12 protein-coding genes are annotated in these 12,943 nt (G+C 74.5%); 1 reads left to right on the top strand and 11 read right to left on the bottom strand.

From position 1 onward, the window contains the following. Window positions 1–108 precede the first annotated feature (108 nt). Window positions 109–516, bottom strand: a complete 408-nt coding sequence (locus tag ACIBTV_RS27895) for a hypothetical protein (protein WP_396709599.1) — start codon at window positions 514–516, stop codon at window positions 109–111. Window positions 517–694: 178 nt separating this feature from the next. Between ACIBTV_RS27895 and ACIBTV_RS27890 the strand changes: the two genes are divergently transcribed. Further along, window positions 695–940 (top strand): hypothetical protein, encoded by a 246-nt coding sequence (locus ACIBTV_RS27890; RefSeq protein WP_396709597.1) that lies wholly within the window; start codon window positions 695–697, stop codon window positions 938–940. A gap of 46 nt (window positions 941–986) precedes the next feature. On the opposite strand, the gene ACIBTV_RS27885 is transcribed toward ACIBTV_RS27890, so the two are convergent. The 10 genes from ACIBTV_RS27885 to ACIBTV_RS27840 all read right to left on the bottom strand — a co-directional run bounded on the left by ACIBTV_RS27885 (window position 987) and on the right by ACIBTV_RS27840 (window position 12,933). Then, a complete protein-coding gene (locus ACIBTV_RS27885) occupies window positions 987–1,175 on the bottom strand; it encodes a hypothetical protein (protein ID WP_396709595.1) in 189 nt (62 codons plus the stop codon). Between the two features lie 66 nt (window positions 1,176–1,241). After that, window positions 1,242–1,397, bottom strand: coding sequence for a hypothetical protein (locus ACIBTV_RS27880; RefSeq protein ID WP_396709593.1), 156 nt, complete (start codon window positions 1,395–1,397; stop codon window positions 1,242–1,244). A gap of 45 nt (window positions 1,398–1,442) precedes the next feature. Next, on the bottom strand, window positions 1,443–2,069 hold the full coding sequence (locus ACIBTV_RS27875) for a hypothetical protein (RefSeq protein ID WP_396709591.1): 627 nt from the start codon (window positions 2,067–2,069) through the stop codon (window positions 1,443–1,445). Window positions 2,070–2,090: 21 nt separating this feature from the next. Continuing rightward, window positions 2,091–3,170, bottom strand: a complete 1,080-nt coding sequence (locus ACIBTV_RS27870; protein WP_396709589.1) for a phage minor head protein — start codon at window positions 3,168–3,170, stop codon at window positions 2,091–2,093. Between the two features lie 29 nt (window positions 3,171–3,199). Further along, the gene (locus tag ACIBTV_RS27865; protein ID WP_396709587.1) at window positions 3,200–4,117 is read right to left on the bottom strand and encodes a hypothetical protein; all 918 of its coding nucleotides are present in this window, start codon (window positions 4,115–4,117) and stop codon (window positions 3,200–3,202) included. Further along, window positions 4,107–4,424: a hypothetical protein gene (locus ACIBTV_RS27860; protein ID WP_396709585.1), complete on the bottom strand. Its 318-nt coding sequence runs from the start codon at window positions 4,422–4,424 to the stop codon at window positions 4,107–4,109. Before ACIBTV_RS27860 ends, ACIBTV_RS27865 begins: the two co-directional genes overlap by 11 nt. Before the next feature lie 75 nt (window positions 4,425–4,499). Then, window positions 4,500–4,973: a hypothetical protein gene (locus ACIBTV_RS27855; RefSeq protein ID WP_396709583.1), complete on the bottom strand. Its 474-nt coding sequence runs from the start codon at window positions 4,971–4,973 to the stop codon at window positions 4,500–4,502. Window positions 4,974–4,976: 3 nt separating this feature from the next. Further along, the gene (locus tag ACIBTV_RS27850; protein ID WP_396709581.1) at window positions 4,977–5,258 is read right to left on the bottom strand and encodes a hypothetical protein; all 282 of its coding nucleotides are present in this window, start codon (window positions 5,256–5,258) and stop codon (window positions 4,977–4,979) included. Beyond that, entirely contained in the window at window positions 5,255–5,572 is a 318-nt protein-coding gene (locus ACIBTV_RS27845) for a hypothetical protein (protein WP_396709579.1), read from the bottom strand. The genes ACIBTV_RS27850 and ACIBTV_RS27845 overlap by 4 nt, the downstream gene beginning before the upstream one ends. Then, window positions 5,569–12,933, bottom strand: coding sequence for a hypothetical protein (locus ACIBTV_RS27840; RefSeq protein WP_396709578.1), 7,365 nt, complete (start codon window positions 12,931–12,933; stop codon window positions 5,569–5,571). Before ACIBTV_RS27840 ends, ACIBTV_RS27845 begins: the two co-directional genes overlap by 4 nt. Window positions 12,934–12,943 lie beyond the last annotated feature (10 nt).

Here is a 12,943-nt window from a genome sequence, read left to right as displayed (position 1 = left end):
ACCCGGCGACCAGGCCGGCCTCCCCGGCGCGGTCGCCGAGGGCGGCCCGCATGGCGGCCGGCCGCTCGTACCGGCCGGGAACGCGCGTGCGGCGCTTGTTGGACATGCTCAGACCTCCCGGTCGGTGATCGCGGTGCGCAGCTCGGCGAGCTGGGCCTCGATGCGGGCGACGTCGTCCTTGTCGGCGTTGCGGTCGGCCCGCCACACGCGGGACGCGAGGGGGGACAGCAACAACAGCGCCTGGACGGTGAGCTGCGCCCATTCGCTCTGCCAGTTCTCGGCGGTGCTGCTGACCAGGGCGGGCCAGTAGTCGGCCCAGCCGTGCGGCTGGCCGTGCGCGGCGGCATCGTCGGCCTGGGTGCGCCACAGGGCGGCGGCGTGCGCGGCGGCGGAGCCGAGCCACAGTGCGGCGAGGATGTAGACGGCGCCCCACCACTGGGCGTGCCTGCGCCACCCGGTGCGGGGGGAGCGTGGCGCGCGGTGGCTGCGGATGGAGTGGTGCACGGTCTCGGCCATGGGTCCTCCCGCGTCTGGTCGCCGCGGGTGTGAACCGGCGCGGCATCTTATGCACCCGGCAGGTCAGGGGCGGTGCGCGCGGAATGACACCCCCGGTCGTTGCGGCATATTTTTCCGTCGTGTAACGTGTCGGGTGTTGGGCGGCCCGGACAGCCGCCCCCGAGACGAGGAGACCCCGATGATCGACGCCCTGGTGACCGCTGAGACCGCCCCGCTCGATGTGCAGCTTTGGCCGACCCGCGCGCCGCAGTACGCGCCGAACTTCACCCTTGCCGAGGTCGCCCTCGTGCACGACGACAACGGCTGGCACGTCCGCTGGACGTACCAGAACGGCAACACCCGCCGGTTCCCCCTCGGCGAGCGCGTCGCGGTCCGGGTCGAGAACGCCGAACTGCTGACCGGCTCCGACGCCGCGCTGGTCTGACCAAGCCCCGCACTGCCCGCCAGGCGATCCCGCCCGGCGGGCAGTGTCACGTCTTGGGCGTACCCGCGGCCCGGGCGCGCACCGCCGCGGCGGCGGCCATCCACGCCCGCTGGATCGTCTCGCCGAGCCCGTCCCACTCGGGCATCGGTTCGCCGCGGAAGTTCTTCCCGCCGGTGGTCTCCCCGTACGCCGCGTACGCGGCCCGGGCGTCGGCGGCGTCCTGGTCCTCACTCACGCTCGGCCCCTCTCACTCGGCCAGGGCGCGCCCGCCGGCGGCGACACCGGCGGGCACCCCGGCGGACTACTTGGCGTCCTTCTCGGCCTGCTTGGTGTCCGTGTCGGCGTTCGGCAGGTCGTCGCGCCGGTCGGCCTCCTTCGCGGCCTGCACCGCGGTCGGCTCCAGCGGCGACGGCGCCGGCTTGGTCTCGTCGACCTTGTTCTCGTTGGCTCGGGCCATCGGGTGTACCTCCATCCCTCACCGGCGCCCGGGGTGGCGCCGGAGTCAGCAGACGCCGACCTCGCCGAGCTGCGCCGCGCGCCAGAACAGCGCGCCGGGCGTCACGTACTGCGGCGGCCGGCCGTCGGTGAACAGGTGCACGCCGGCGATCCGGAGCGCCTCGTCGACAAGCTGCGAGCAGATGACCTGCACCGGCAAGCCGGTCGACTCGTGGCGGCGGTTGACGTACCGTGCCAGCCACCCGCCGGCGTCGGCGGCGTTCCCGCCGGTGAGCGTGAGCGACGCGAGGGCGGCGTACTGGGCGAACCCGTACCGGGTGCCGATCATCTCCACCGCGGCGTACGCGGCGGGACGCTGCCAGCCGACCGGCCCGGCGTCGAAATACAGCCGCACGTACGCGTAGCCCGGGCCGACCCGGTCGGTGCCGGTCAGCCGCACCAGCCGCGCGCCGGAGGGCATGGCCTCGACCACGTCGGCCCAGCCGGGCCCGACGGCGACGACCATGAACGCGTGGGTGATCCACCCGGCGTTCTCCACCTGCCGGCCGCGGAGCAGCGCCGCGGCGTCGATGGCGGTCTGCCCGGCGAGGACGCCGGCGCCGACGCGGCCCTTGATGGACGCGAAACCGAGGTCGCCGACCTCCAGGTCGTCGACAGAGTCGATGGACAGCACGACAGGGCCTCCCGGGCGGGGTTAGGCGACGGTGCGGCGGGCGGCGAGCGCTTCCAGGTCCCGCACCGGTCGGGGTACATAGGACGGCCGCCACGCCAGGCTGTCCCGGCGGGCGGCGAGGTCGGAGAAGTTGATCCGGCCGGCGGTCAGCAGCGCGAGCCGGCCGGGGCCCATGACGGCGAGCTGCTCGTCGCGGGGGAGGGCGGCGAACACTTTCTCCGCGTCGGGGGTCAGGTCCTCGCCCTCAACGTCGGGGATGCCCAGCTCCACCCAGCTCTTGACCTTCGGCATCCGCGCGCAGCGGCCCTGGTGGTGGTCCCACGGGCCGGGCTGGGTGAGCGGGTGGTGGGTGCCGTGCATCCCCCAGCAGGACGGGCAGGTGCGGCGGTCCAGGGTGGCCACCCACGTCCACCCGTCGAGCACGTCGGCGTTAGCGGCGTGCACCGCGGCGGACGTGTCCCGGTAGGCGTCGAGCATCTCGGTGCGGGCGATGTTCAGCGCCCGACCGAGGCCGCCGTTGAAGGCGCCCTCCACCTGCCGCACCATCGACCGGGCGGCTTCGGTGGGGTGGGCGCCGGTAGCGACGCCGGCGACCAGCGCCCGCCGCATCGCTTGGACGGCGTCGTCGGTCAGCGGCCACGTGTCGGCGTGGATCTGCGCCCGGGCGCGGGACGCGATCGTCTCCAGCACGGTCGGGGTGATCCGGGCGGTGTACGTGTCCAGGGCGGCCGCGGCGAGCCGGGCGGGGAGCTGCGACGCCATGATGGCCGGTTCAGCGGCGGCGGTCGCGGCGATCACCTCGACGGCGCCGGCGCCGACCGTCGTGTTCGTGGTGGCGGCCAGCGCGGCGAGCGCCGTCGCGGTCTGCTGCTGCGCGGCCGCGAGGCGGTCGATGCGGGCGAGTTGCCACGGCGCCGGCCACCGGTCGGTGGCGGCGTACAGGGCGACCACGTCGGCCATCGCGGCGTGCCACTCGGCGTCGAGCAGGTCCCACGCCTGCACCCAGGCGGCGGTCAGCGCCCGGACCGCTTCGTCGGTGTGGTCGCCGACCTCGACGCGTAGCGCGCGGAGGAGCCACAGTGTCCGTCGGGTAACAGCCACCGCGGCCCCTCCCGTTCGCTGGGCGTCGGTCAGGCGGCGAGGCGGCGGGCGAGGTCGTCGGCGACCTGCTTGGCCATCGTGGCCGGGATCGCCGCGGCGATCTTCTCGGGGGTGAGGCCGGCGAGGATGCCGGCGATGATCGCCGGTTCGTCGGTGAAGTCCTGAGCGGCGAGCGCGCCGAGGACCTTCTGCACGTCGGTGAGCTGGGCGCCGAGGCTGGTCAGCGTCGGGTGGGCGACCGGCTTCGCGCCGACGACGTCGTCCTTGCCGACGGCCAGCCGCAGGTACGTCTGGCCGATCGGCTCGCGGCCGTCCAGGCGGGAGAGCATGGTCTCGACGCGCTTGAGTCGCTGGTCCTGCTCCGGGGTCATGTCGTCTTCTCCCTGTCCGGCGAGCCACGCCGCGGCGGTCTCACCCTTGGCCATCGAGATGAAAGCGCGGGCCGCGGTCCACGCCTCCTGTTCGTTGCGGTTGACGTCCACGTACGCCCGCGGCTGGTCCTCGTGGGAGTGCCACGTGTGGTCGGCGCTCGCGGTCGTGTTGGTGTTCGCCTGGAAATCGAGCCGACGCGGCGAGTGCCCGTCGATGCCGTCCCACACGTTGATCGCGTTGAGGTACTTCCGCCGCGGGTCGCTGCGGTTGTTGTAGACGGCCAGGGCGCGGCCGTAGAGCTTCTTCATGTCGGCCCGCGACATCGACATGTCGACCGCGGCGCCGTACTTCTTGCCCTTCGCGGTGACCGGCGGCGCCTTGTCCAGCGCCCGCTTGTTGGAGTAGTCGCCGCCGTTGCCGTACCGGACCAGGTCCTCGATCGACGGGTGGTAGCCGCCGCTCTTCTTGTGCCGCTCGTCGGGCACGATGCCGGAGAGCACCGCCGACGCGTACCCGCAGTTGTTCTCCCACTGGTCGGCGAGCCAGCGGGTCGGGGGCGCAACCTCAGTCGCCATCGGTCGGGGCCTCCCCGTCGTCGTCGGGGCTGGTCACCCACGGGGCGGCGAGCACGTCGAAGAACGGCTCCGCCGCGGCCCGGTAGCGGCTGTCGCCGGGCCCGTCGGCCGGCCCGTCCTGCACCGGCATCGGGGCGGCGTCGCGGACGTGGAACCCGCCGTCGCGCCAGTCGTACAGCCAGCACTCCCCGGCGGGCTTGTCGACCAGCAGGAACCCGCGGGGGAACCGGGACACGGCCTGCTGCCCGTCCATCGGCCCCCCAACGCACGCCCCCTGGAGCGGCCCGTCGTCGTGTTGCTCGGTCACCGGTCCTCCCTCGGTTCTCGGGCACGAAAAATGACCGCCCCCGGATCCGGGTGGCGGTCGGTTTGGGCAGGTCAGCTACCCGCCGTGGGCTTTCTTGCCGGGCCACTCACCGGTGGCGGCCTTGTGGTACTCCGCGCACAACCCCTTCGGGTCGCGGACGTACTTCCCGAGGTGCGCGACGCACGTCTCGAAGTCACCCGGCCGGTTCCAGCCGATCTTCGCGGCGCCCTCACCGCGTACCCAGTACGCGCGCAGCTTCCGGTCGCTGCCGGCCTCCCGCAGGTCGACCAGCACGGTCGGCAGCGGCGGCACCCAACCGGCCTCGAGCACCACCGGCGCCGCGTCCAGCCGCACCCGCCCGTCGGTCCAGCCGTCCAGCTCGTCGACCAGGGACAGCGGGGCGAGGCCGCGCGCCTCGTACGCTCCGGTGAGCGCGGCCAGCACCGGCGCGGCTTCCCCGGTGACGTACGTGGTGACGCCGCCGGCGTCGATGCCGACCGTGTCCAGAGTCTCGCCCGTGTGGGCGTCGACCAGGGCCATCGTGTCCACGGCCTACTCCTGCGGCGGCGACGCCTCGCCGGCGCCGGCGCCGTCGCCGGCGTCGTCCGCGTCGGCGGGGCGGAACAGCAGGTAGCCGTTGGACCAGCCGGCCAACGCGCCGGCCAGGTCCACGTCGGACACCTCGTCGCCGTCACCGCCGGCCATCATCCGCCGGAGCCCCTCGGCGATGTCCCGAGCGGCGCCGGTGCGGTACGTGAGCCGGTCCTCGTCGTCGAGCGTCACCCGGTCCAGCTCGGCGCCCGTGGCCACGACAGACAGCAGCAGCGGCGTCATCGTCCGCCCCCTCTCCCGATGATCGTTCCCTGCGCCACCGCGGCCGCGGCAGCAGCCGGCGTACCCACCTGCCCGTCGTCGGTGTCCCCGCTGTCGGGGCCCTCCGCGAGGGCGGTCAGGTCGTCGCCGTAGTCCACCGGCACCGCCTCGGCGGGCCGCATCCGTGTGTACGTGCGGATCCACGCCCGCCGGCACGCCTGCTGCAGCGGGTTGCCGTCGGCCGGGTACGGGCAGGCGCCCGCGCCGGCGCGCCGCTGGGCGGCCCGCCGCGCGAGACGGCGGGCCGCCTCGAGGGCCTGTTCGGTGGTGGTCATGCGAACTCGTTCCCCTTCCCGGCCGCGGCGAGCCGTTCCCGGGAGCTGCGGAACGAATCACCGCCGACGTACTGGGCCTTGAAAGCGGCGTACGTCAGCCGCGGGTGCTCGCCCCACCAGCGCATCAGCTCTTCGGAGGCGTGCGCCTTGGCCACCGACCACGAACCGGAGAACAGACGCCGCGCGTCCATCTTCCCCTCCGAGCCCCGCTTGAGCAGGTACCCCGACGTTGCGGCCTCCGCGTCGCGGTACTGCCGCTCCACGTACTCGGCGTACGCCTCCTTGAGCTGCTTCTCGGTCAGTCCGGAGCGGCCGCCGGCGGAACGCTCCAGCGACGCCCGGTCGACGCCATGGACCTCGGCGTACGCGTCCAGCCAGTCCCAGCCGCGGGCGACCAGCGCGTCGATGCGCGCTTCCTGCTCGGGTGTGGACTCCCGCACGGGGCGGCTGCTGGCGCGTCGGGTGGCCTTGTCGGGTGGGCCGGCGCGCAGCGTGTCGGTCGGGTCGACGCCGTCCTCGTCGGCGAGGCGCCGGAACTGGGCGATGAAGTCCGCCGCCCGCTGCTTCTCGGTGCGCTGGTCGTGCCGCATCGCCGGCAGGATGCTTTCCTGCGCCTGCACGATGCCGGGCCGGTTCTGCTCGATCTCGCCCATGGGCACCCGGTAGGCGCGGGCTATGGCCCGCATCATCCGCGACGCGGTGTCGAACCGGCCGGTGTTGATTTCCTGCAGGGCGTTGGTGTGGATCTGCTTCCACACCTCGTCGGGCTTGGACACGTTCGCCGGTGGCTCCGGCGCCGGCGTGTCCGGCACGTCCTCGTCGGGCTTGCCCCGGTAGTAGTCGGGGCCGTTTTGGTCGACGCCCTCATACCGGCCGAGGTGCCGGAACCATGCCATGACCAGGGCGGCCTGGTCGGCAACCGGGCGGGGGTCTTTCCGCTCGGCGGCCTTGACTGCCTTGGCGTCGGCGTCCTCCGGCAGCCCGAACACAACGGCCTGCGCACGCCGGAGCCGGTCCTGCGCCTCGATGTCCCGCGCGTTGCGGCCCTGCACCATTTGACGCAGGTAGCCGTACTCCTCGACGGGGCTGCGGTACCGGGCCGGGCCGGCCGGCCCGGCCGCCTTCGCTTCGGCGGCGGAGATAGCCGCCAACTCCCGCCGCTGCGCCTCGGCGCGTAGCGCGGCGAGCCGGCCCGGCAGGTCGTAGTCGTCGGCGCCGGTGGCAGTCACCAGCGCGGGCGCTACTTCCAGCTCGGCGTCGGTGAGCGTCGCCGGGTCGGCGGCCATGGCCCGGATTTGGTACTGGCGGAACTCTCGGGCGTTGTCGGCCCGTAGCTCCTGGATCTTGCGCCGGTTCTTCTCCCGGGCGGCGCGGCGACCGCGCTCCCGTGCCGGCGCCGGGCCGTTCGGCGGCTCTGCGCTGAACATGCCCTGGGAGACGGCGGCGTGCAGCTCCCGGTCGTCGTAGTCGGCGAACTCCTCCGCGGCTGCCTGCTCGGCGGCCGCGGAGACCAGCCGCACCCGCTCGCTGCTGGGCATTTCGATCAGGCGGCGCTGAATGGCGGTCCAGCGGCCCTGGTCGTTGCCGGTGCCGCCGGGCACGTCGGCGACCCACTGGTCGACGGTGGCGTCGCCGTACAGCGCGCGGATCCCGTCCTCACCGAGCGCCGTGTGTGCGGCGCCGATCGCCGAGTTGTCGTACGCGGGGACGATCGCGGCGTCCTGCGCGGCCGCCATCGCGTCGACCAGCCGGTCCCGCTGCGCGGCGGCGTGCGCGGCCGCGGCTTCCCGCTCGGCGACGCGGGCGGCCTCGAGGGCCGCTTCCCGCTCCACCGCCTCCCGGGCCTCCCGCTCGATACGTTCCCGCTCGGCGGCCGCTTCCCGCTCGGCGTCGCGGCGCTCCATCTCGGCGACGACCCGGGCGAGCGCGTCGGGGTCGTCCAGGTCGGCGGCGTACTCGGCGGCGAGGTCGACCTCGTCGTCGTCCAGGTCAGCCACCGGCCGGTCGAGTAGCGCCCGCTTCGGGGCGTTCTCCGCGGCCTGCCGGTCAGCTTCGGCGCGGCGCTCCAGCTCGGCGAGCAGCCGGTCCGCGGTCGGGTGGTCCAGGCTGCCGTGTTCGCCGGTGATCCGCGCGTACAGCCCCTCCAGGTCCCCGTCCGGTACGGGGGTCAGGTCGTCGGGGACGCTGGAGACCAGCTCGGCCATCGCGGCCTCGCGGCGCTCCCACTCGGCCATGATCCGGGCGGCGCCGTCCTCGTCGACCTGGGCGAGGTCGTGCACGCCGGTGACGGTGCGGAACGTCTCGGCGAGGTCCTCGTCGGTCCATCCGCTGAGGTCGTCCGGCACGATCGACGCCGGCACCTCCGGCGCCTCCGGGGCGGCCGGCGTCTCGGGCTCCGGCGCCGGCGGCGGCGGGGTGGTCGGGGCGGGCACGTCGAGCAGCGCGTCGAGCAGCGCCATCTGCCCGTCCATCTGCTGCTGGTCGCTGACGTCGAACATGCCGAGCTGCTGGACAGCGGCGATCGCCCGTTCCCGGCCGATGTTGGGCCGGTCGGCCAGACCGATCGCGGCCCGCGGGGCGGGGACGAAGTCGGTGACGCCGCCGAACATGTCGGCCTGCTGCGCCGGGCCCGTCGGCGCCGGCGGGGTGGTCGGGGCCGGGGGTGCGGCCGGCGCGGGGGCCGGGGCGCTGGGCGCGTCGGTGCCAGCCGCCGGCGCCGGTGCGCCGGTGTTGTCGCCGTCGCGGCGGCCGGTCAGCTCGGTCACCGGCACCCACAGGTCCGCGCCGTCCTTGCGGATCTGCACCTCGGGGTCGTCGACCTGCAGCGTGGTCTTACTCAGCACCGGCACCCATTCGCCCTCGTGCTCGACCATGTCACCCACGCGGATACTCGCCGCGGCCGGTGGCTCCGGTGCGCTGGTGTCGTCGCCGGCGGCGATCCGGTTGCGGGTGCCCTTGGCGTACGGGGTGAGCGCGTCCAGGCGGATGAGCGCGAAGTTGATCCAGTCCGACCGGTACTTGTCATCGAACTGCGGCCGGATGCCGTACAGGCGGCGGCGGACCTCCGCCAGGTCGGCCGGGGTGAAGTCGTGGTCGGTCCACTCCGACGGGAAACCGAGCGCGTTGCTCTTCATGAACCGGTCGGTGAACGGCGACGACTCGTTCGCCGAGGGCCGGCGCGGGCCGTTGGCGGCATTCCAGAACGCGAGCCCGTGGTCGATGCCGACCAGCCGGCCGTCCCGGTCGATCATCCAGTTGCCCTCGTGCCGGTCCGTGTTGCCCATCAGCAGGTCAGCCAGACCGAGCAACCACGAATCGTCGGTGAGGACGTACGGGGCGACCGCGGACCGGTTCCCGTCTGCGGCAACGACCAGGTCCAGGGCGGTGCGGCCGTCCACGAACTCGACGTACACCTCGCCCGGGCCGGCCCGGTGCACGGCGGGGACGGGGGCGCCCACCGCGGCGGCGAGCACCACGGCCAGCTCCTCGGCGTCCTGCATTTCCTCGGCGGGCCGGCCGACGCCGCCCTCCGCGGGGATGGTCTTGTGGATGGCCCGGTCGCCGTTGCCGAACGTGACCACCGAGACGTCGGACAGGAAGCCACCGTCGCCGGTCACGTCCTCCCGGTTGGTGACACCCGCGGCGACCGCTTCGGCGAGCCGGGTCTGCCGCTCGGCGAACGGCGCCCGCGGCGCCGGCGCCGCGGGCGTCTCGGGGGCGTCGGGCGTACGGGTGCCAGCCGCCGGCGTCTGCTCGCCGGTGCTGGGCGTCTCGGGCGCCTCGGGCGCGTCGGGGGCGGCCGCCGTCGGGGTGCCGGGGTCGTCACCGTCGGCGACCCGGTTGCGGGTGCCGGTGGCGTGCGGCGTGAGTGCGTCCAACCGAGCGAGCGCGGCGTCGTGCCAGTCGGCGTGGCCGAGCCGCTCGAACTCCGGACGCAGCCCCACGAGCCGGCGACGTGCCTCGGCCATGTCGGCCGGGGTGAAGTCGTGGTCGGCCCACTCGTTCGGCCGGCCCGGGTCAGCGATCTTCACGAAGTGCGAGGCGAAGGGGTCCGGCTTGCGCATCGGCGCCGTCCCCGGGTCGTCGAACAGACCGAACGCGAGGCCGTGGTCGATGCCCTGGACGTTCCCGTCGCCGTCGACCAGCCAGTTACGCATGCTGCGGTCGCTGTTGCCCATGATCACGTCGGCGAGGCCGAGCCGCCGCCCGGAGTCACTGTCGACGTACGCGCCCAAGTCGTAGCTGGGCACCTCGAGCCCGGTCTGGCCGTCGATGTGCTCCACGTAAATCTCGGTGTCGCTTGCGCGTAGCACCGCCGGCGCCGAAGCGCCCATCGCAGCCGCGACAGCGGCGCCCAACTCCTCGGCGTCCTGCTGCTGTGCCGCGGTGACCTCGTTGTAGCCCGAGTGGCCGTTCCCGAACGGACGGCCGCTGCGGACTGAGGTCTTCGCGGTCCGCTTGTAGACTGCGCGGTCGCCGCTGTTGAAGGTGACCAGGTCAACGCCGTCGGCAACCAGCCCGCCGCCGAGCGGCTCCCTGCTGGCGATACCGGAGGCGACGCCAGCGGCGAGCCGGTCCCGCCGCTCGCCGTAGTTGTCGGCCGTCGGCTCGGGGGTGTTGGCCCGGGCGGCCTCGTCGCGGCGGCGGCGCACGATGGCGCGGAGGTCGTCCCACGACCGGGTCCGGCCGGGCTTACCGGGCCGGTGGTTGGGGGCGGCCTGCTCGGCCTGGTCGATGAGGTCCAGGGCGCCCCGGTAGTCGCCGTCGTTCATCCGCTGGGCGGCCTGGCTGGACAGTGCGTCGGCGCGGGCGACCGGCGTGTCCGGGGTTTCGGGCGCACTGGTGCCAGCCGCCGGCGCGGCGGCCCGCCGGTCCAGCTCGGCCCGGATCGCGTCGGTCCGGTCGCGGTTGCCCCGTAGCCGGGACATCTCCGCCCGCAGAGAGGCATCGGAGCGACCGGCGAACAGGTCCCGCCCGCCGGTGAGGTCGACTCCGAGCGGCGCGACGGGGATAGCGGCGCGCCGCTCTATCTCGGCGGCAATGAGCCGGGTGCCTTCGGTGTCGCCGTCCCGCTCGGCGGCGGCCTGATACTGGCGCAGCGAGTCGGCGCCGACCGTGCCGAGCTGCCGGGTGGTCCACTGCCGGTTCGCCATGGCCGTACGCTCGGCGGGGGTGAGCGTCGGCGCCGCCGGCCGGGCGGGCCGCAGCGACGCCCACTTGGCGCGGCCGGACTCTTGGTCGTCGTAGCCCTGGTAGAAGTCGTCCGACTCGCCGCGCTCGTCGGCGGCGTCCAACTCCCCGGCGACGCCGCTCTGCGCGGCGGCCCAGCCCCGCTCGTAGGCGTCCACCCGGTCCTGCGGTACCCCGTCGGGTGCGGGCGGCCCGTCGGGCGCACCCGTGCCAGCCGCCGGCGTCTCGTCGCCGGTGGGCGGGGTGGCGTTGAGTAGCTCCCGGTCCCGGTCGGTGCGGGTGATCCGGTCACGGGTGCCGGTGGCGTGCGCGCCGATCGCGTCCAGCCGGGCGAGGGCGGTGTCGTGCCAGTCGGTGTGGCCGAGCCGCACGTAGTCGGGGCGCAGCGCGACCAGGCGGGCGCGGGCGGTGGCGATGTCGGCGGGGCTGATGTCGTGGTCGGCCCAACCGGTCGGGTTCATGTCCTCGTCGCGGGCGACGTACGGCACCCCGAACTCGCCGACCTCGAACCGGCCCACCTCGAGCGGGTCTTCCCGGTACATGAACCCGTGGCCGTGGTCGATGCCGACCAGCCGGCCCTCCTGGTCGATCATCCAGTTGCCGGAGTTGCGGTCGATGTTGCCCATCACCAGGTCAGCGAGCCCCATCAGCCGGCCGGCGTCACTGGCCGCGACCTGGGCGCTCTGCGCGGCGCCGGCCGCGGGGCTGATCGCCCACGCCTCCATGCCGGACCGGCCGTCGATGTACTGGGCGTAGATGTCGCGGGTGCCGGCACGGTCGATCGCTGCGGCGCGCACACCGAACGCGGTGAGCGTCAGCGCGCCCAGCTCCTCGGCGTCCTGCTGCGTGCCAGCGTCGCGGGCGGCGCCGCTGGCGGTGCGCTTGAAGACCGCCCGGCTGCCGTCGTTGAAGGTGACCAGCTCGACGTCGGCGATGCTGCCGCCGTCCAACATGCGGCGCTGGGCGACGCCGGACATGACCGAGGCGGTCAGCGTCTCGCGGGCGGCGACCAGGTCGGCGGGGGACACGCTGTCACCGGCGGCCGGCGCCTCGGGCGTGGGGGCGTCAGCCGCCGGCGTCGCGTCGCCGGTGGGCTGCTGGTCGGCGGGGCGGCCCTTACGGCCGAACCGGCGGGCGGGCTGGCGGCGGGTGTTCAGGCCTCGTTGCTGCATCGCCTGACGGGCGGCGGCCAGCTCCCGGCGGGCCGCGCGGGCGGGCCGGCTGGTGTCGTCGTCGGCGTACATGGCGGCCTGGTCGGCGGCGTCGGTGTACCAGCCGCGGACGTCGTCGTCGTTGTCCGGGACCTCGAAACCGTCGATGGTGGCCGGCGCGCCCTCGTCGGCGTCGTCGGGGGCGGCCGCGGTGCGCGGGGTGCGATCCGCGCGGCCGCGGCCGCCCTCCTCACCGCCGTCGGCGTCGGGGGAACCGTCGGCGGTGTCCGCGGCGGGCTTCCGGGAGGAATCAGCCGGCGCCGCGGGGTCCTGCTGGCCGCCCTGGTCGGGGGCGGCGGCGCGGTCACGCTTGACCGCGGTCTTGGGGATCACCACGCCGTACAGGTCCCAGCCGCCGCGGCCGTTCGGCTCGGCGCGGGTGACGGCGATCTCGGTGTCCCGGGCCAGGAGGATCTCCCCGTCCGGGGCGTTGATGTAGGCGGGGGTGCCCGCCGCGGCGGCGATGTGCATGGTCACCGCGTCCGCGGCGGACTCGCCGGCGTCGGGCCGGTCCAGGCTGGTGGAGGCGTAGGCGGCGTCGCGGACCTTCATGCCGACCAGGTCCTCGACGGGGATGTGCGCGAACATGGCCAGCGGCACCTGCCGGCGCAGCACCACGTCCTCGGGTAGCTCCCCGAACTCCGCGTCGATCTCTTCCACCCCGGGCGGTGGGGTCTTGTTCGCGCGGATCGCCGGGTTCGTCTCCCGCCACCCGCCGGCGAGGTACTGGCCGAGCGCCGAGTCCGCCGGCGGCGGGGTGCTGCCGCTGGTGTTGCGGTCCAGCCAGCCGCGGGCGTCACCCTCCCCGCCGATCTTCGCGGGGGAGAAACCGGTGGTCGCCGAGCGGGCACGTTTCGTGTCGGCGCTCTTCATCACCCGGGTGGAGCTGCGGGTGAAGCGGCCCCGCGCGTCGCGGGGGTGCAGGCTCGGGTTCCACTTGCGGGCCGATTTGCGGACCATCGCGCCCACC

It is taken from the genome of Micromonospora sp. NPDC049366 (assembly GCF_044466625.1).
In the GTDB taxonomy this organism is placed as follows: Bacteria; Actinomycetota; Actinomycetes; order Mycobacteriales; family Micromonosporaceae; genus Micromonospora.
This window is presented reverse-complemented; position numbering and strand designations above follow the sequence as displayed.

Bases quoted from the DNA above. Each gene is read 5' to 3' on its own strand.
- ACIBTV_RS27850 (WP_396709581.1), bottom strand. From the start codon at position 5,258: ATGACGCCGCTGCTGCTGTCTGTCGTGGCCACGGGCGCCGAGCTGGAC.
- ACIBTV_RS27845 (WP_396709579.1), bottom strand. From the start codon at position 5,572: ATGACCACCACCGAACAGGCCCTCGAGGCGGCCCGCCGTCTCGCGCGG.
- ACIBTV_RS27840 (WP_396709578.1), bottom strand. From the start codon at position 12,933: ATGGTCCGCAAATCGGCCCGCAAGTGGAACCCGAGCCTGCACCCCCGC.
- ACIBTV_RS27895 (WP_396709599.1), bottom strand. From the start codon at position 516: ATGGCCGAGACCGTGCACCACTCCATCCGCAGCCACCGCGCGCCACGC.
- ACIBTV_RS27890 (WP_396709597.1), top strand. From the start codon at position 695: ATGATCGACGCCCTGGTGACCGCTGAGACCGCCCCGCTCGATGTGCAG.
- ACIBTV_RS27880 (WP_396709593.1), bottom strand. From the start codon at position 1,397: ATGGCCCGAGCCAACGAGAACAAGGTCGACGAGACCAAGCCGGCGCCG.
- ACIBTV_RS27865 (WP_396709587.1), bottom strand. From the start codon at position 4,117: ATGGCGACTGAGGTTGCGCCCCCGACCCGCTGGCTCGCCGACCAGTGG.